This is a genomic window from Streptomyces sp. NPDC039736 (assembly GCF_055596485.1).
Map to the genome: position 1 here is coordinate 819,040 of NZ_JBVIUQ010000002.1, position 18,144 is coordinate 837,183.

General features: G+C 72.7%; 15 protein-coding genes. 8 read left to right on the forward strand and 7 right to left on the reverse strand.

The features are described from left to right. Positions 1-75 precede the first annotated feature (75 nt). From ACZ56L_RS08705 to ACZ56L_RS08730, 6 genes are all read right to left on the reverse strand, one after another. Positions 76-978, reverse strand: a complete 903-nt coding sequence (locus ACZ56L_RS08705) for a D-alanyl-D-alanine carboxypeptidase family protein (RefSeq protein WP_345222061.1) — start codon at positions 976-978, stop codon at positions 76-78. Between the two features lie 185 nt (positions 979-1,163). Beyond that, the gene (locus ACZ56L_RS08710) at positions 1,164-2,015 is read right to left on the reverse strand and encodes an EamA family transporter (RefSeq protein WP_468687526.1); all 852 of its coding nucleotides are present in this window, start codon (positions 2,013-2,015) and stop codon (positions 1,164-1,166) included. Beyond that, a complete protein-coding gene (locus tag ACZ56L_RS08715) occupies positions 2,012-2,515 on the reverse strand; it encodes a YbaK/EbsC family protein (protein WP_401754147.1) in 504 nt (167 codons plus the stop codon). Before ACZ56L_RS08715 ends, ACZ56L_RS08710 begins: the two co-directional genes overlap by 4 nt. Before the next feature lie 110 nt (positions 2,516-2,625). Then, positions 2,626-4,272 carry a penicillin-binding transpeptidase domain-containing protein gene (locus tag ACZ56L_RS08720; RefSeq protein WP_471062660.1) on the reverse strand — a complete coding sequence of 549 codons (1,647 nt, stop codon included), beginning with the start codon at positions 4,270-4,272 and terminating at the stop codon, positions 2,626-2,628. Positions 4,273-4,397: 125 nt separating this feature from the next. Then, a complete protein-coding gene (locus tag ACZ56L_RS08725) occupies positions 4,398-4,589 on the reverse strand; it encodes a hypothetical protein (protein WP_471062662.1) in 192 nt (63 codons plus the stop codon). A 276-nt stretch (positions 4,590-4,865) separates the two neighbouring features. Beyond that, positions 4,866-6,629 carry a dolichyl-phosphate-mannose--protein mannosyltransferase gene (locus tag ACZ56L_RS08730; RefSeq protein ID WP_471062664.1) on the reverse strand — a complete coding sequence of 588 codons (1,764 nt, stop codon included), beginning with the start codon at positions 6,627-6,629 and terminating at the stop codon, positions 4,866-4,868. 186 nt (positions 6,630-6,815) lie between these two features. On the opposite strand from ACZ56L_RS08730, the gene rsmI reads away from it, so the two are divergent. From rsmI to ACZ56L_RS08760, 6 genes are all read left to right on the forward strand, one after another. Then, positions 6,816-7,694: a 16S rRNA (cytidine(1402)-2'-O)-methyltransferase gene (rsmI, locus tag ACZ56L_RS08735; RefSeq protein WP_468687720.1), complete on the forward strand. Its 879-nt coding sequence runs from the start codon at positions 6,816-6,818 to the stop codon at positions 7,692-7,694. Positions 7,695-7,874: 180 nt separating this feature from the next. Then, on the forward strand, positions 7,875-8,285 hold the full coding sequence (locus tag ACZ56L_RS08740) for a hypothetical protein (RefSeq protein WP_401755590.1): 411 nt from the start codon (positions 7,875-7,877) through the stop codon (positions 8,283-8,285). A 47-nt stretch (positions 8,286-8,332) separates the two neighbouring features. After that, positions 8,333-9,226 carry a TatD family hydrolase gene (locus ACZ56L_RS08745; RefSeq protein ID WP_468687535.1) on the forward strand — a complete coding sequence of 298 codons (894 nt, stop codon included), beginning with the start codon at positions 8,333-8,335 and terminating at the stop codon, positions 9,224-9,226. A gap of 162 nt (positions 9,227-9,388) precedes the next feature. After that, positions 9,389-11,110: a ubiquitin-like domain-containing protein gene (locus ACZ56L_RS08750; RefSeq protein WP_471062666.1), complete on the forward strand. Its 1,722-nt coding sequence runs from the start codon at positions 9,389-9,391 to the stop codon at positions 11,108-11,110. A 49-nt stretch (positions 11,111-11,159) separates the two neighbouring features. Then, positions 11,160-12,032 carry a 16S rRNA (adenine(1518)-N(6)/adenine(1519)-N(6))-dimethyltransferase RsmA gene (gene rsmA / locus ACZ56L_RS08755; protein ID WP_401754135.1) on the forward strand — a complete coding sequence of 291 codons (873 nt, stop codon included), beginning with the start codon at positions 11,160-11,162 and terminating at the stop codon, positions 12,030-12,032. Next, positions 12,029-12,922, forward strand: a complete 894-nt coding sequence (locus tag ACZ56L_RS08760) for a 4-(cytidine 5'-diphospho)-2-C-methyl-D-erythritol kinase (RefSeq protein ID WP_468687539.1) — start codon at positions 12,029-12,031, stop codon at positions 12,920-12,922. The genes rsmA and ACZ56L_RS08760 overlap by 4 nt, the downstream gene beginning before the upstream one ends. A gap of 70 nt (positions 12,923-12,992) precedes the next feature. Here the strand turns inward: ACZ56L_RS08760 and ACZ56L_RS08765 are convergent, their stop codons facing one another. Further along, positions 12,993-13,889, reverse strand: coding sequence for a COG4315 family predicted lipoprotein (locus tag ACZ56L_RS08765; protein WP_471062669.1), 897 nt, complete (start codon positions 13,887-13,889; stop codon positions 12,993-12,995). A 265-nt stretch (positions 13,890-14,154) separates the two neighbouring features. Here ACZ56L_RS08765 and ACZ56L_RS08770 point away from each other — a divergent pair, with 265 nt between their 5' ends. Beyond that, positions 14,155-15,966: an ABC-F family ATP-binding cassette domain-containing protein gene (locus tag ACZ56L_RS08770; RefSeq protein WP_471062671.1), complete on the forward strand. Its 1,812-nt coding sequence runs from the start codon at positions 14,155-14,157 to the stop codon at positions 15,964-15,966. A 303-nt stretch (positions 15,967-16,269) separates the two neighbouring features. After that, positions 16,270-18,078 carry an outer membrane protein assembly factor BamB family protein gene (locus ACZ56L_RS08775; RefSeq protein WP_471062673.1) on the forward strand — a complete coding sequence of 603 codons (1,809 nt, stop codon included), beginning with the start codon at positions 16,270-16,272 and terminating at the stop codon, positions 18,076-18,078. Positions 18,079-18,144: the final 66 nt, after the last annotated feature.

Below are 18,144 nucleotides of genomic sequence, written 5' to 3' on the forward strand. Positions count from 1 at the left end.
GCCCCTGCCCGTGTCCGTACCGGAACTGCCGGGGCCGCCCCGGAAGGTCGGCCCCGTCCCGTGTCCGTACCGGAACTACCGCTTGAAGCCGTAGTCCATGATCTTCTTGGCGTCCGCCGTCCGGTTCGCCTCGTTGGTGGAGGCCAGCACCGCGCCGACGACCGTCCGCTTGCCGCGCGTCGCCGCGAAGACCAGGCAGTACTTCGCCTGCTGGCCGGAACCCGTCTTCACGCCGATCGCACCGTTGTAGCTGCCCAGCAGCTTGTTGGTGTTGGTCCACTGCATGGTGCGGTAGCCACCGTTCTTGGTGGTGGTCCGCTGCGAGGTGGACTTCGTCTTCACGATCGTCCGGAAGCTGCCGTTCTTCAGTGCCGCCGTGGCGAGCTTCGCGAGGTCGCGCGGGGTCGAGTAGTTGGACCCGTTGCTGATGCCGTCGAAGGAGTCGAACCTGGTGTTCTTCATCCCCAGGTTCTTCGCGGTCGTGTTCATCTTCCCGATGAACGACTTCACCCGCGCGTCCCGCGTCGAGCCCGAGCCGAACTTGTCGGCCAGCGCGTACGCCGCGTCGCAGCCCGACGGCAGCATCAATCCGTACAGCAGCGTGCGCACGGACACCTTGTCGCCGACGATCAGCCGCGCCGACGAGGCGCCCTTGCGGACGATGTAGTCGCTGTACGCCTTCTGGATCGTGACCTTGGTGTCGAGGTTCAGCCCCTTGGTGGCGAGCACCACCTGAGCGGTCATGATCTTCGTCGTGGAACCGGTGGAGAGCCGGGTGTCGCCGGCCTTCGAGAAGTACGTGCGGCCGGACGCGCTGTCCATCAGGAAGCCGCCCTTGGCGACGATCGACGGCACCTTGGGGGCCGCGGCCGGTGCGGCCTGCGCGGCGGGTGCGACGAGCGCGCCGGCGGTCATGACCGAACCGGCGGTGACGAGAGTCGCCGTTATGCGACAGATCGCCTTGATTCCAGTTTTCACCGTGAATGCTCCAAATGCCCTGAAAGGGGGGCCGTATGAGGGGGCCGCCTGCACGTGTGACGCCGGTGAAGGGCAAATGGATGTGGTGCGACCGCAGTCTTTACCAAACCTCAACCTGAACGGCCCACATCCGGGAACGGCGCCCCCTGCGGCGCCTCCCGGGAGCCGTCGCCGGGTCCCGCCGGTCAACTGGTGTGCAGCATCAGGCCGATGCCCACCACCATCAGGCCCGCCGCCGCGATCCGGGGGCCGCCGAACCGTTCCTTCAGGAAGACCGCGCCGATCGCCGCGCCCACGATGATGCTCGACTCGCGCAGCGCGGCGACCGGAGCGAGCGGCGCGCGGGTCTGGGCCCACAGGACCAGGCCGTACGCCGCGACCGACAGGGCCGCGCCCGCGAAGCCGCGGACCGCGTACGGGCGCACCTGGGCGGCGAGCCGGCCGCGCCGCCGGTACAGCGCGTACACCGGGATCGCGATGCCCTCCAGGACCATCAGCCAGGCGACGTAACCGAGCGAGGTGCCCGAGGCGCGCACGCCCAGGCCGTCGACCGTGGTGTAGAGCGCGATCGCGAGACCCGTGGCCAACGCCGCCCCGATCGCCGCCCACTGGGGCTTCCTGCCCGAGCCCCGGATGCCCCACAGCGCCACGCCCACCAGGCCCGTGCAGGCCACCGCCACGCCCGCGAGCTGCCACCCGGTGGGGATCTCGTCGGCGAAGACCGCCGCGAGCGCGGTCACCGCGAGCGGCGCCGTACCGCGCGCGATCGGGTACGTCTGCCCGAAGTCGCCCAGCGTGAACGAGCGCATGAGCAGCAGCATGTACGCGACGTGCAGGGCGGCGGAGAGGACCAGGAACGGCCACGCCGCGGCGGCGGGGAAGGGCACGAACGCGGCCATCACCAGGCCGATGAGCAGGCCGCCGCCGGAGATCAGCGTGAAGGAGACGAGCTGGTCCTTGATGTGGTGCGCGATGGCGTTCCAGCTCGCGTGCGTGACGGCGGCGAGCAGGACGGCGGATATGACGAGCGGGGTCACGACGCGGTTTCCTCGCGTACGTCGACGAGTTCCGCCCCCGCGTGGGCGATCAGGTCCTTCGGGGCCATGGGGAAGACGGAGTGCGGGGTTCCGGCGGCCGCCCAGACCAGGGGGTGGGTGAGCAGGCCCCGGTCGGCGAGGACGGTGGTGCGGGTGCGGTGGCCGAAGGGGGGCACGCCGCCGATCGCGTAGCCGGTGGTGGCGCGCACCAGGTCGGCGTCGGCGCGCTTGACCGCGGTCGCGCCGAGTTCGGCACGCACGAGATCCAGGTCGACCCGCGAGGAGCCGTCCATCAGGACCAGGACCGGTGCGCCGTCCGCCGCGAAGACCAGGGACTTGACGATCTCGCTGGTGTCGCAGCCGATGGCGGCGGCGGCCTCGGCGGCGGTGCGGGTGGCGTCCGGGAAGCGTCGCACCTCGGCTTCCAGGCCGGCGAGCCCCATCTCCCGGAGGGCTTCGGCGAACAGCGGGTGAACGGGAGGCGTTGGTGAAGTGCTCATGGCCCGCACGCTACTGCTGCGCGTGCGGGCCGGGCGAGTGCGTTCCGAGGGGTGGCCCGGGGGGTGACCGGAGCGCGGCCGGGGGTGATGAGCCGGTATGTCGCGGGGTCTCAGCGGGCGTTGAGGACGCTCGCGACGATCGGGCCGGCGGCGTCGCCGCCGTGGCCGCCCTTGAGGACCATGGCCGCCGCCGTCAGGTCACCCGCGTAACCCGTGAACCAACTGTCGGACGCCTCCTGCCCGTCGAGCTCGGCGGAACCGGTCTTCGCACCCTTGTCGCCGCCGACGGAGGCCATCGCCTTGGCGGCCGTGCCGGAGGTCGCGGTCAGGCGCATCATCGAGCGGATGCCCTGGACGGTGGCGGCGGAGAGGCTGGAGGGAGCCTTCGCGAAGGGGCGGCCGTCGAGGTCGGCGGGGACCACGTACGGCTGGCGGAAGGTGCCGGTGGTGGCGGTCGCGGTGATGGAGGCGATGTTCAGCGGGTTGAACTGGGTCTGGCCCTGGCCGATGTACTGGGCCGCGGCCTCGCCGCCCTGGCCGGCCGGGATCTTGCCGTCGAAGGTGCTGATGCCGGTCTGCCACTCGGGGCCGATGCCGAAGTGGGACGCGGCGAAGGCGGGCAGCGCGCCGTCGTCGCCGACCTTGCGGATCTGCTTGATGAAGGCGCTGTTGCAGGAGACGGCGAAGGCTTGGGAGAAGGGGATGTTCCCGTAACCCTTGTGGTTGAGGTTGTTGATCTTGCGGCCTTCGTACGTCACGTCCGGGGGGCATTCGACGGTCGTGCCCGGGGTCAGGACGCCCTTCTCCAGGAACATCGCGGCGGTCATGACCTTGAGCGTGGAGCCGGGGGCCTTGGTGCCGCTGACGGCCGGGCTGAACGCCGATGCGGGATTGCTCGCGATCGCCCGGATCGCGCCGCTCTGGCGGCTGAGCGCGACGACCGAGCCCCCCTCGAACCGCTTGACCGCCTTCTCCGCCGCCGCCTGCACCCCCGCGTCGAGGGTCGTCCTGAGCTTGCCCGGAACGCCCTTGGAGAGCGTGAGGAGGGTGCGGGTCGGCTGGTCGGCCTCGGCGGGCTCGATGAACAGCTCGACCCCCGGCTTGCCGTCGGCCTTCTCGCCGTACTTCTTGCGGAGCTGGTCCAGGACCGGGCCGAGGGAGGGGTGGTCCTCCCGGGTCAGCACCTTGCCGTTGCGGTCGACGGCCTCGATGGGGGGCGCCGACGCCGTGCCCGTCTTGAGCGTCTCGCCCTTCCTCAGCTCGGGGTGGACGACCGTCGGCTGCCAGTCGACGAGCGCCTTGCCGGTCGTCCTGCCGCGTACGACGGTCAGCGAGCTCTCGTACGAGAGGGGCTTGGCGGCGTCCTCGGTGCCCACCTTGCCGGTGACGGTGAAGGGGACCTTCGTGCCGACCGCCGTGCCGGGGGTGATCTTCAGGCCCGATATGTGGGCCTCGTCGGCGTACGAGGCGAGGACGGCGGTGGCGTCGGCCGCGTTGTTGGTGAGCTGCGCGGCGGTCCCGGGCTCGCCCTTGGCCCAGGCGGCGAAGAAGGCATCGGAGGCGGACCGGACCTCTTCGGGGGCCGGGGGACCGGTTCTGACGGGCGCGTTCTGGGTGTTGATCCCGCCCTGCCCCGAGCCGCCGGGGCCGCTGCCGCCGGTGAGACCGGTGTACAGGTTGTAACCGCCGTAGCCGACACCACCGGCGACCAGGACGAACGCGCCGCCGACGACGGCGACCTTGGCTCCGCTGCGCATGACGCGGTCCTCTCCCAGGAGCTCGCCGGGAGCGCGGAATGCTGCCCGGAGTTGTCGGGGAGTGACTCTACGGGGTCGGGGTGACAGGAGTGCTACGGCGTTACGGGACTGGTACAGGGGTGCGACTACGGCCGACGCCGGGGCCCCTGTGCCCCGGCCCGGGGCAGCTCGTCCGGGTCGAGCGTGCGGGTGCGGCCGTCGGCCAACCCGATGGGCAGCTCGCCCGTGCCGTACGGGTGGCGGTCAGCGGCGTGGCAGCCGGTTCCGGCGGGCCGGGTGCGGACGACGGCCTCAGCGGCGTACGGGTCGACCACCACGCAGACCGGGATGCCGCAGCGCCCGTACTCGGCGGTGCGTTCGTCGTAGCCCTTGCGCGCCGAAGGGACGGGGACGACCTCGGCGATCAGGAGTCGTGCTGGAATGCTCCTCGCTCCGCGGAGTCGTGATCACCTCTCCGCCGACGCCGAAGAAGACCGTGTGCCCGGCGGGGAACTGGGTGTGCATGATCGCTCCGACGCTCATCGGTGACTCCTTCCCGGGCCTCTCGGAATGAGTACGGTCGGTGACGTGCGGGGGCCGATCGCCGCCCGCCGTCAGATCCACGTGTCGAGCCACATCCGGTGCCGCCACTCGTCGATGGGGATCGTCTGGCCCGTGTAGATCGGCCAGAAGTAGATGAAGTTCCAGGCGATGAGGAGCACCAGGACTCCGACCCCGATCGCCCCCGTCGCCCGGCGTCGCTCGTCCGCGCCCGGCCGGCCCAGCACCGCCCCCATCAGCATCGCCACCGCCAGGCACAGGAAGGGGACGAACACGACCGCGTAGAAGTAGAAGATCGTCCGTTCCTGGTAGAGGAACCAGGGCAGCCAGCCCGCCGCCACCCCGGCCAGGATCGCCCCCGCCCGCCAGTCGCGGCGGAAGAACCAGCGCCACAGGACGTACAGCAGCGCGAAGGCCGCCGCCCACCACAGGAGGGGGGTGCCCAGGGCCAGTACCTCGCTCGCGCACTTCTCCGTCTCCGTGCGCGGGCAGCCCGCGGCGCCCGGCTTCGGGGACTCGTAGTAGTACGAGACCGGACGGCCGGCCAGGATCCACGACCAGGGGTTGGACTGGTAGGTGTGGCCCGAGGTCAGCCCGATGTGGAAGGTGTAGACCTCGCTCTCGTAGTGCCACAGGCTGCGCAGCCACTCCGGCACCCACGTCATGTCGAACCGGGGGAGCGGGATCGGCCCGATGTGGTCGGGGGACAGGCCGGCCCGGCCCTTCGCCCAGTCCCGGAAGTACCCCTTCGAGGTGAGGATCCAGCCCGTCCAGGAGGCGATGTACGTCAGCACCGCCACCGGGACGGTCGAGACGAAGGCCGGGAGCACGTCCCGCTTCAGGACCGCCGCGTACGGGCGGCGGGCCCCCGCGGTACGGCGCGCGGCCACGTCCCACAGGACGGTGAGGAGGCAGAAGGCGACCAGCGTGTAGAGGCCGCTCCACTTCGTCGCGAAGCCCAGGCCCAGGCACAGTCCGGCCGCCAGCCGCCACGGGCGCGGGCCCAGCCGCAGCCGGGAGGCCACCTCCGACGACGGGCGCAGGACGCCGTCCGCGTCCACCGGCAGCGCCTCGGCCAGTCGCCGGCGGCTGCGGTCGCGGTCGACCAGCAGGCAGCCGAACGCCGCCAGCACGAAGAACATCAGCACCTGGTCGAGCAGCGCGGTGCGGCTCATCACGAAGTGCAGGCCGTCGACGGTCAGCAGCAGGCCCGCCAGGCAGCCCAGGAAGGTCGAGCGGAACAGGCGCCGGCCGATGCGGCACAGGAGCAGGACGGAGAGCGTGCCGAGCACCGCCACCGCGAAGCGCCAGCCGAAGGGGGAGAAGCCGAAGAGCTGTTCACCCCAGCCGATCAGCCACTTGCCCACCGGGGGGTGGACGACGTAACCGGGGTCGGTGGGGACCGGAACCGCGTCGGGAGACGACAGAACCGATTTGTCGACGTCCTTGGGCCAGCTTCCCTCATAGCCCTGGTGGACCAGCGCCCACGCGTCCTTCGCGTAGTACGTCTCGTCGAATATCACCGCCTTCGGGTTGCCGAGGTTCCAGAACCGCAGCACGCCCGCGAGGAGGGTGACCAGCAGCGGGCCGACCCACGGCAGCGTGCGCCGTACGGCGTAGAAGACGGCCGGGGAGACCCGCAGGAACTGCCAGACGTGCGCGCGGTAGGGCATGACGGCGTACGGCGGCACCAGGCGTTCGCGCAGCCCCGTCGTGGTCCGGGGCGCGTAGCCGAACCGGCGCAGCCTTCGCTGCCAGGAGGGCGGCTCCTCGTGCGGGGCCCGTCCGTGCTGGGCTGGGGGCGCAGTACTCGTCACCGCGCCATCGTAGGTAACGGGGCTGTGCGCGTCGCCTGTCAGGCCGGGCGCGGTGCGGGCGGGTCGGCGGGCGGGCGCACGCCGGACACCGCCGGGGGCGGGCCCTGGGAGGATGGGGGCGTGACTGGATCGACTGCACCCCACGCGTCCGCCGCCCCCGCCCCCGCGTCCGCCTCCTCCGCCGGGGTGCTCGTCCTCGCGGGGACGCCCATCGGCGACGTCTCCGACGCCCCGCCCCGGCTGGCCGAGGAGCTGACGGCCGCCGACGTGATCGCCGCCGAGGACACCCGGCGGCTGCGGCGGCTGACCCAGGCGCTCGGCGTGTTCACCACCGGGCGGGTCGTGTCGTACTTCGAGGGCAACGAGTCGGCGCGCACGCCCGAGCTGGTCGAGGCCCTGGAGGGCGGCGCGCGCGTGCTGCTGGTGACGGACGCCGGCATGCCGTCGGTGTCCGACCCCGGGTACCGGCTGGTGGCGGCCGCCGTCGAGAAGGACCTGCGGATCACCGCCGTGCCGGGGCCCTCCGCCGTGCTCACCGCGCTCGCACTGTCCGGGCTGCCGGTCGACCGGTTCTGCTTCGAGGGGTTCCTGCCGAGGAAGGCGGGCGAGCGGCTGGGCAAGCTGCGGGAGGTCGCCGACGAGCGGCGCACCCTCGTGTACTTCGAGGCCCCGCACCGGCTCGACGACACCCTCGCCGCGATGGCCGAGGTGTTCGGCGAGGGCCGGCGGGCCGCCGTCTGCCGCGAGCTGACCAAGACGTACGAGGAGGTCAGGCGCGGGCCGCTCAAGGAGCTCGCGGAGTGGGCCGCGGAGGGGGTGCGCGGCGAGATCACCGTCGTCGTGGAGGGCGCGCCCGACGCGGGTCCGGCCGAGCTGGACGCCGGGGAGCTGGTGCGCCGGGTGCAGGTGCGCGAGGAGGCGGGGGAGCGGCGCAAGGAGGCCATCGCCGCCGTCGCGGCCGAGGCGGGGCTGCCCAAGCGGGAGGTGTTCGATGCGGTCGTCGCGGCAAAGAACGCGGCTCGTTCGCAGGCCGCGGGGGCGGGCGAAGGCAAAGGAAAGCCCTGAAAGGCAAAGCGAATCCCGTGCATAAGCCAACTTTCTCGGGCGGACGCCAAATGCTCCCCACGTTTTGGCAGGTCTGTCGCGCTTGTGCCCGAAAAGGCGTCCACTGGAGGTGAGTGGAAAGGAGCTGGCATGAGCGAGATCGCGCAGGGCGCAGCCGGCAGCAGCACGGCGCAGGGCACCATGCAGGGCACCGCACGGGGCACGACGCACGACGCGGCACACGGGGCGGTCCGGGAGGCGTACGCCTTCGCCTGCATGAAGTGCGGGCACGGCTGGGAGCAGGCGTACGAGATAGAGCACCACACGGACGGCTCCGGTCACCCCTTCGTCGTCTACCGCGCCGACGGGGAGCGCGTGCCCTCCCCGCTGTCCCGCCCCTCCTGCCTCAACTGCGGCGGCACCGTGGTGCGCATCATGCGTTCCGGCCAGGTGTCCTCCGTCCAGGACCTCCAGCGGCGCAACGCGGAGACGGTCTCCGCCGCCGGACCCGTTCCCGCGGAGTCCGCGGCCGCCGGCGCGCCCCAGCCGCGCGAGCCGCACCACTGGCACCTCGCCGACCTGCTGCACCCCTTCCACCGCAAGCAGCCGTAACGGACGCACGGGCCGGGGCCGGGCGGCGCTTTCGTAGGATCGACCGCATGAGCCCCCGCCCTGTCGGCGACAATGTCGACAAGAAGACAGCGCCGCCCGCACCCGAGCCCCTCCGCGTGCCGGTCGCCGACTCGCACACCCACCTGGACATGCAGGACACCACCGTCGAGCAGGCCCTCGCCACGGCCGCCTCCGTCGGGGTGACCACCCTGGTGCAGGTGGGCTGCGACGTGAAGGGCTCCCGATGGGCCGCCGAGACCGCGGCGGCGTACGACGACATCCACGCAGCCGTCGCCCTGCACCCCAACGAGGCCCCGCGCATCGTCCTCGGCGACCCCGACGGCTGGTCCCGCCAGGGGGCCCGTCCCGGCGGCGGCGAGGCCGCCCTCGACGACGCGCTCGCCGAGATCGACCGGCTCGCCGCCCTCCCGCACGTACTGGGCGTCGGCGAGACCGGCCTCGACTTCTTCCGTACGGGACCGGAGGGCAAGGCCGCGCAGGAGCGTTCCTTCCGCGCCCACATCGAGATGGCCAAGCGGCACGGCAAGGCCCTGGTCATCCACGACCGGGACGCCCACGCGGACGTCCTGCGGGTCCTGGACGAGGAGGGCGCCCCCGAGCGCACCGTCTTCCACTGCTACTCGGGCGACGCCGACATGGCACGGATCTGCGCGGCCGAGGGCTACTACCTGTCCTTCGCCGGCACCGTCACCTTCAAGAACGCCCAGCCGCTGCGCGACGCGCTCGCCGTGGCCCCCCTGGACCGGGTGCTGGTCGAGACCGACGCGCCGTTCCTGACCCCCGCCCCCTACCGCGGGCGGCCCAACGCCCCGTACCTGATCCCGATCACGGTGCGCGCGATGGCCGCCGTCAAGGGCGTCGACGAGGACGCCATGGCGACCGCGATCGCCGCCAACACGGCACGCGCGTTCGGCTACTGAGCCCGGGCTCCGCCCGCTTCGCACGGGAGTTCGTCGCGCGACCCTGCGTAGCCGTGCCGCTTTGGAGAGTGACGGCCGCTCCGCTAGTGTCCCGGCCCGCAGCAGTGGCAGGCCGGGACACCGGTCTGCCCGTCGGGCGGATTCGCGCGGACCGGGAGCGACGTGAGCAATACGCAGGGTGGTGCGCTGTCGTACGAGGCGCAGTACGGGACGTCGTACGAGCCGCAGCCGTACGCCGCCGGGCACGACGGGGCGGCGTACGGGACTGGGCCGTTCGGAGGGCCCGGGTACGGGGAGGCCTCGTACGCAGCGGCTTCGTATACGGCGGCTTCTTATACGGCGTACGACGCCGCTCGGCAGGGCGCGGAAAACGCGTACGACACCGGGCAGCAGGACTCAGCAGTCGCCTCTGACGCGCACGCCGTGCACGACCCGCACGACCCGTACGACCCGTACGAACGCCACGCCACCGCCGTGCACGACGCGCACGACCCGTACGGACATCACGCCACCGCCGTGCGAAACCCGTACGCCGTATACCCGCCAGAGACGCCGGGTGCGTACGACACGTACACGGCGCAGTACGCCGGCGACCCCGCCCCCGCGTCCGGCCCCGCACTCGGCCTCTACGACATCGCCCCGTCCGCCGCCGCCACCGACGAGCCGCTCCTGCCACGGCAGCACCCCCTGCCCGCCGGGCTCCAGGACGGCCGCCCCGGCGGCGACAGCGACCGCGACGGCCGGCGGACGGCCCGTCGGCGCAGGGGCGGCACGGCGGCCGTACCGGGGGCGGAGAAGCCCGACACCCTCCGCAAGCTGGTGCCGCAGGCGCTGGTCGTGGCGTTCCTCGCGGGCGGCACCTCCGCCTTCGTCGCCAACGACAAGGCCATCGAGCTGAGCGTCGACGGCGCGCCGCGCACCCTGCACACCTTCGCCGGCGACGTCACCGAACTCCTGGAGCAGGAGGGCGTCCACATCGGCGAGCACGACCTGGTGGCCCCCGGCCCCGGGCAGGCGCTCGCCAGCGGCGACGAGGTCGTCGTGCGCTACGGCCGGCCCGTCGTGCTCACCCTCGACGGCCGGCGGCGGCAGGTGTGGACGACGGCGCAGACCGTCGGCGGGGCCCTCAAGCAGTTCGGGGTGCGGGCGGAGGGCGCCTACCTGTCGGCGTCCCGGTCGTCGGCCATCGGCCGCAAGGGCCTCACGCTCGACGTCCGTACGGAACGGACCCTGACGGTGATGGCCGACGGACGCGAGCACACCATCCGCACCAACGCGGCCACCGTCGAGGAGGCGGTCGGCGAGGCCGGGATCACCCTGGGCGCGGAGGACACCCTGTCCGTCCCCCTGGACAGCTTCCCCCGCGACGGGCAGACCGTCACCGTCATGCGGATCACCGGCAGCAAGGAGGTCCGCGAGGAGCCCATCGACTTCAGGGTGATCCGCAGGAACGACGCCTCGCTCTTCAAGGGCACCGAGGAGGTCGAGCGGGCCGGGGTGAAGGGGTCGCGCCGGGTCACGTACGTCCTGAGGACGGTCAACGGGGTCAAGCAGAAGCCGAAGAGACTCTCGGAGGAAATCGCCCGGGAGCCCGTCGACCAGGTGGTCCGGGTCGGCACCAAGACGATGCCGTCGTCGGTGGCGGGCGCGGACGGGCTCAACTGGGACGGGCTGGCGCAGTGCGAGTCGGGCGGACGGGCGAACGCCACCGACCCGACCGGGACGTACGGCGGGCTGTACCAGTTCGACCGCCAGACGTGGCAGTCCCTGGGCGGAAAGGGTGCCGCGCACGAGGCTCCGGCGGCCGAACAGACCTTCCGCGCGAAGAAGCTCTACGTCCAGCGGGGCGCGAGCCCCTGGCCGCACTGCGGCCGCAGGCTGTAGCGGACCGGCGGGGGCCGTCCCGGGCGGCCGGCCCCTTTACGCTGGTGCGGTGAGCACCCCTGAACCCCCCGCGCCCCCGGAGCACGCCCTCCTCGGGCCCGCAGACATTCGCGAGCTGGCCGAAGTCCTCGGCGTGCGCCCCACCAAGCAGCGCGGGCAGAACTTCGTCATCGACGCCAACACCGTCCGCCGCATCGTCCGCACCGCCGAGGTGCGTCCCGACGACGTCGTGGTCGAGGTCGGGCCGGGGCTCGGTTCGCTGACGCTCGCCCTCCTGGAGGCGGCCGACCGGGTCGTCGCCGTCGAGATCGACGACGTGCTTGCGGCGGCGCTGCCGAGCACCGTCCGGGCGCGGATGCCGGAGCGGGCCGGCCGGTTCGACCTCGTGCACTCGGACGCCATGCTCGTCGAGAAGCTCCCCGCCGAGCCGACCGCGCTGGTCGCCAACCTCCCGTACAACGTGGCCGTGCCCGTCCTGCTGCACATGCTGGAGCACTTCCCCACCATCGAGCGCACGCTCGTCATGGTGCAGGCGGAGGTCGCCGACCGGCTCGCCGCCAGGCCGGGCAACAAGGTGTACGGGGTGCCGTCCGTCAAGGCCAACTGGTACGCGGACGTCAAGCGCGCCGGGTCGATCGGGCGGAACGTGTTCTGGCCCGCGCCGAACGTCGACTCCGGGCTGGTGTCGCTGGTGAAGCGGGCGCAGCCGGTCGCGACGACCGCCACCCGGCGGGAGGTGTTCGCGGTCGTCGACGCCGCCTTCGCCCAGCGGCGCAAGACGCTGCGCGCCGCGCTCGCCGGCTGGGCCGGGTCGCCCGCCGCCGCCGAGGCCGCGCTCGTCGCCGCCGGGATCTCGCCGCAGGCGCGCGGCGAGGCGCTGACGGTGGAGGAGTTCGCGCGGATCGCGGAGGCCAAGGCATGACGGTCACCGTGCGGGTGCCCGCCAAGGTGAACGTGCAACTGGCCGTCGGCGGCGTGCGGGGCGACGGCTTCCATCCGCTCGCGAACGTGTTCCTCGCCGTGGGGCTGTACGACGAGGTGACGGCGGCCCCGGCGCGGGAACTGCGCGTCACGTGCAGTGGTCCCGGTTCGCAGTACGTGCCGCTCGACCGGACGAACCTCGCCGCCCGGGCCGCGATCGCCCTCGCCGAGCTGCACGGCCTCGCCCCCGACGTGCACCTGCACATCGACAAGGACATCCCCGTCGCGGGCGGCATGGCGGGCGGCAGCGCGGACGCGGCGGGCGCGCTGCTGGCGTGCGACGTGCTGTGGGGGACGAGAACGCCGCGCGAACAGCTCCTGGCGATCTGCGCCGGGCTGGGGAGCGACGTGCCCTTCTCGTACGTCGGCGGAGCGGCCCTCGGCGTCGGGCGGGGCGAACAGCTCACGCCGCTGGAGGTGGGCGGGGAGTTCCACTGGGTGTTCGCGGTCGCGGACGGCGGATTGTCGACACCGGCCGTGTACGGGGAGTTCGACCGGCTCACCGCCGGGACCGAGGTCCCGGAGCCGGCGGCCTCCGCGGCCCTGCTGACGGCGCTCCGCACCGGCGACACGGCCGCGCTCGCGGCGGGCCTGAGCAACGACCTCCAGGCCGCGGCCCTCTCCCTGCGCCCCTCCCTCGCCGAGACCCTCGCGCAGGGGACGCGGGCCGGGGCCCTCGCCGCACTGGTGTCCGGCTCCGGGCCGACGACCGCCTTCCTGGCGAAGGACGCCGAGGGCGCGGACCGCGTCGCGCAGGCGCTGCTGGCGTCGGGGACGTGCGTGGCCGCCCGGGTGGCGGTGGCGCCGGTACCGGGCGCCGTGGTGCTCTAGCGCTCGCGGGAGCCCCTGGGGAGCGGGGCGGGGGCTTCGCGGCCCCCGCCCCGGACCGGGCCGGTGGGGGTCAGTGCCGGCCCGCGTTCCTGCGTCGTACGCCGTACACCGCGCCGGCCGCCGCGAGCGCCGTCGCGGCGCTGAGGCCGAGCAGGGCGCCGGTCGCGCCGTCGTCCCGGTCGGCGACCTCCGCGCCCGCCTTGACCGCGCCGGACGGCGTCGCCCGGTCCGGCTGCGTCGGCTTGCCCGGCTTGGTGGTCTCGCCCGGGACGACCGGGGCGACGGGGGCGGTCGGCTCGGCCGTGCCCGTGGCGCTCTCGCTCGGGCTTGCCGAAGCCGAAGCCGAAGCCGAAGCAGACGCGGACTCGGAGGCAGACGCCGAGGCGGACTCGGAAGCCGAAGCCGAAGCCGAAGCCGATGCCGACGCCGCGTCCGAGGGCGAGGCGCTCGCCTCGGCGGAGGGGGAGTCGCCGGCGTCCGGTACGGCGGCGGCCGCAGCGAGGGCCCTGCCGTCCGGGCCGACCAGGCTCCAGACCTTGCCGTCGGGGCCCTTGACGCCGTTGCCCTTGGTGTCGCCGGGTTTGGCGTCGTCCTTGAAGTAGTACAGCGGCTTCTCGTCCAGCACGACCTGCTTCTTGTCGCTGCCCGCGAGGTCGATCTGGTTCGTCTCCCCGGTGACGTCCGACGACTTGGTCGGGTAACCGGTCGCGGCGGGCCAGGTCTTGGCGCAGTCGCCGGTGCAGTGGGACTTGTCCTTCTCGTCGCCCGCCCAGGCGTAGAGGGCGTTGCCGTCCTTGTCCGCGAGGGCCTTGCCCTCGGAGGTGTCGATGACGGTCAGTTCACCGGGGTCGGTGGGGGAGTCGAGCGCGTACGCGGCCCCGCCGCCCGCGCCGAGGGCCAGCAGCAGGGCTGCGGCGGCGGTGGCGGCGGCGGTACGGGAGGTGGAGGTGGAGGTGGAGGTGTGCATGACGTCCTGCCTCTGGGTCGGTACCGGGGGTACGGAACCAGCAGAACGCCGGCGGGCGGCTCCGGCCCGCCGGGGAGCCTTCGATACGCCCGTTCGGGTGTCCCTGTCCGGCACTCCCGCCCCCGCTCCCCGCGCCGCCGCCACAGCCCCCCGGGCGCCCTCCGCCCCCGCCCGGCCACGGCCTCCGCCCCCGCTCCCCGGGGCACCTCCCCGTGCCGACTAGGCTGGGAGGTCTATCCGTCCCCGCCCCCTGGAGCACCCACTCATGGCCGTCAACCTGGTCAATGTCGAGGCAGTCAGCAAGGTGTACGGCACCCGCGCCCTGCTCGACGGCGTCTCCCTCGGCGTCTCGGAGGGCGACCGGATCGGCGTCGTCGGCCGCAACGGCGACGGCAAGACCACCCTGATCCGCATGCTCGCCCAGTTGGAGGAGGCCGACTCCGGCCGCGTCACCCACGTCGGCGGCCTGCGGCTGGGCGTGCTCACCCAGCACGACTCCCTGGACCCCGCCGCCACCGTCCGCCACGAGGTCATCGGCGACATGGCCGACCACGAGTGGGCGGGCAGCGCCAAGATCCGCGACGTACTGACCGGACTCTTCGGCGGTCTCGACCTCCCCGGCTTCGGGCAGGGCCTGGACACCGTCATCGGTCCGCTGTCCGGCGGCGAGCGCCGGCGCATCGCGCTCGCGAAGCTGCTCATCGCCGACCAGGACCTCATCGTCCTCGACGAGCCCACCAACCACCTCGACGTCGAGGGCATCAGCTGGCTCGCCAAGCACCTCCAGTCGCGCCGGTCCGCGCTCGTCTGCGTGACCCACGACCGCTGGTTCCTCGACCAGGTGTGCACCCGCATGTGGGACGTGCAGCGGGGGGCCGTCCACGAGTACGAGGGCGGCTACAGCGACTACGTCTTCGCCCGCGCCGAGCGCGAGCGCATCGCCGCCACCGAGGAGACGAAGCGACAGAACCTGATGCGCAAGGAGCTGGCCTGGCTGCGGCGCGGCGCCCCCGCCCGCACCTCCAAGCCCCGCTACCGCATCGAGGCGGCGAACGAGCTGATCGCCGACGTGCCGCCGCCCCGCGACACCAGCGAGCTGATGAAGTTCGCCAACGCCCGGCTCGGCAAGACCGTCTTCGACCTGGAGGACGTGACGATCCAGGCCGGCCCCAAGGTCCTCCTGAAGCACCTCACCTGGCAGCTCGGCCCCGGCGACCGCGTCGGCCTGGTCGGCGTCAACGGCGCGGGCAAGACCTCCCTGCTGCGCGCCCTCGCCGAGGCCGCCCGCACCCAGGGCGACGCGCAGCCAGCGGCCGGGAGGATCGTCGTCGGCAAGACCGTCAGGCTGGCGTACCTCTCCCAGGAGGTCGGCGAGCTCGACCCGAACCTGCGCGTGCTGGAGGCCGTGCAGAAGGTCCGCGACCGCGTCGACCTCGGCAAGGGCCGGGAGATGACCGCCGGGCAGCTCTGCGAGCAGTTCGGCTTCACCAAGGAGAAGCAGTGGACGCCGGTCGGCGACCTCTCCGGCGGTGAGCGCCGCCGGCTGCAGATCCTGCGCCTCCTCATGGACGAGCCGAACGTCCTCTTCCTCGACGAGCCCACCAACGACCTCGACATCGAGACCCTCACCCAGCTTGAAGACCTCCTCGACGGCTGGCCCGGGTCCATGGTCGTGATCTCGCACGACCGGTTCTTCATCGAGCGCACCACCGACAAGGTGTTCGCGCTGCTCGGCGACGCCAGCCTGCGCAACCTGCCGCGCGGCCTCGACGAGTACCTGGAGCGCCGCCGGCAGGTCGTCGCGGCCGCCGTCGCCGCGGCCCCCGCCCCGGTGGCCGCGTCCGCCGCGAAGCCGGAGAAGTCCTCCGGCGACCAGCGGGCCGCCAAGAAGGAGCTCCAGCGGATCGAGCGGCAGCTCAGCAAGATGTCCGAGCGGGAGACCGTGCTGCACGCGCAGATCGCCGACAACGCCACCGACTTCGGCAAGGTCGCCGAGCTCGACGCCGAGCTGCGCAAACTGATCGGCGAGCGCGACGAGTTGGAGATGCGCTGGCTGGAGCTGGCCGAGGACGCCTGAGCCGCCGGGTCCGCGGGGTCCCGAAATCTGGCATCCCGTCAGGTGGTTCCGGGGTCCGGGCCGGTCGTAGAGAAGACGTACAGACCTCATAACGAGCGCATCACAGGCCGGTCCTCCCTTGGGAACAGGGGCGGACCGGCCCCTTGTCCGAGGTGACTCCGGTGATAGAAAGAAGCCCCGCTCGACTGTCGTAGATCTACGGGACCCAAGCCCGATTCGCTCCTTTCCGGGGGGTTTGACCGCCCGGAATCGCGGGGGAGACCGACCGGGCGGCGGGACACCCGTGTGAAGAGGTAAGTGCTGATGTCTCAGCCGCCCAACCAGCCGCCGCAGGGGGGCTTCGGCGCACCGCAGGACCCGCAGACCCCGCCCGCCGGGGCTCCGCAGGGCCCGCCTCCGGGACCGCCGTCCGGAGCGCCGCAGCCGCCGCAGGGTCCGCCCCCGGGCGTCCAGCCCGGCTACGGCTACCCGCAGACGCCGCCGCCGGCCGCGGAGAATCCGTACGCGACGCAGCCGACGCAGGGCTACGGCTACCCCGGCCAGCCCGGCCAGCCCGGCCAGCCCGGCCAGCCGAATCCGTACGGCCAGCAGCCCCAGCCCGGCTACGGCTACCCCGGCCAGCCGCCGCAGCAGCCTCCCGGCTACCCGGGCGCGCCCGGTCCGGGCGGCGGCGGTGGCCCGCAGAACAAGCAGAAGCTGATGCTGGTCGTCGGCGCGGCCGTGGCCGCCCTGATCGTCATCGCGGGCGGCGTCTACCTGGTCTCCGGGGGCGAGGAGGAACCCGTCGCCAAGCCCACCGGCGCGGCCGACCCCTCCGCCGCCCCCAGTGTCGACAAGGGCGACGGCAAGGGCAACGGCGGCGACGCCCCGGGCCGCGACGGGGGCGCGGACCTCAACGCGGGCCGCCAGCCCGGCGACTCCAAGGTCCTGTGGAACCACGCCAACGACGTCGACCTGCCGAGCGGCGGCGGGAAGGTGATGCCGATGTGGTTCGTCGGCGACACCGTCATCCACACGTACTACAAGAAGATGACGGCGTACGGGGCGGCCGACGGCAAGAAGCGCTGGGAACTGCCGTTCCCGACCGAGGTGTGCGTCGCGCCGAAGACCGTCGGCAAGGACGACAAGATCGTCATCGGGGTCAAGAAGACCAACGGCGAGAGCGGCGACTGCAACCAGCTCCAGCAGGTCGACCTGAAGACCGGCAAGGCCGGGTGGCGCAAGGAGGTCGCGAAGGAGAACCTCTTCGACGGCGACGTCGAGGACCTCGTGGTCTCCGGCGACACGGTCGTGGCCGAGCGCACCTTCCCCAGCGCCTTCCGGATCAGCGACGGCTCGAAGCTCTTCGGCGACGTGCGGACCGCCGGGTGCCGCAGGGACGGGTTCGCCTCCTCCGCGGCCAAAATGCTCACGGTCGACGCCTGCGGAAAGCCCGACCAGGCCACCTCGCAGCTCAGCGAGATCGACCCGGTCACCGGCAGGACCAAGTGGGCCTGGAAGGTCGATCCGAAGTGGACCATCAAGCGCGTCCTGTCGGTCGACCCGATCGTGCTCTACCTGGAGAAGGGCAAGAAGGAGGCGGGCAACATCTCCTTCATCAAGCCGAACGGGACGCTGGGCGCGCAGCTCGCCGTGGGTGAGGAGCTGCCCGACCTCCAGTGCGGCTGGGCCATCCTGAAGTCCGGCCTCCAGGACTGCTCGGGCGTCGCCGCCGACCAGAACACCCTGTACGTGTCGAGCGAGCCCAAGTCCGGCAGCGGCCTCGGCTCCGGCCGCAGCAACGAGATCCGCGCCTACGACGTCAGCACCGGCAAGCGGAAGTGGACCTCGAAGGGCGACGGCGTCGCGATGACGCCGCTGAAGGTCGAGAACGGCAGCGTCTTCGCGTACACCGAGCCGTCGTACGACAAGGCCGGCGGCCTGGTGAAGGTCCCGGTGGCGGGCGGCAGCCCGGCTCCCGTGCTCAGGCACCCGGCGTCGGTGTCGGCGATCGAGCGGACCATGTTCTCCAAGCGGATCGCCTACGAGGGCGGCCGGCTGTTCATGTCCTCCGACCGGATCTCCGGCAAGGACGACGAGAAGCCGCAGGCCATTCTGGCCTTCGGCAACTGAGGTGCGCGGGGCGGGAGCGCGGCCCCTCGCGGCCGGCCCCGCCCCGCGCCCGTCCCGACGTCCGAG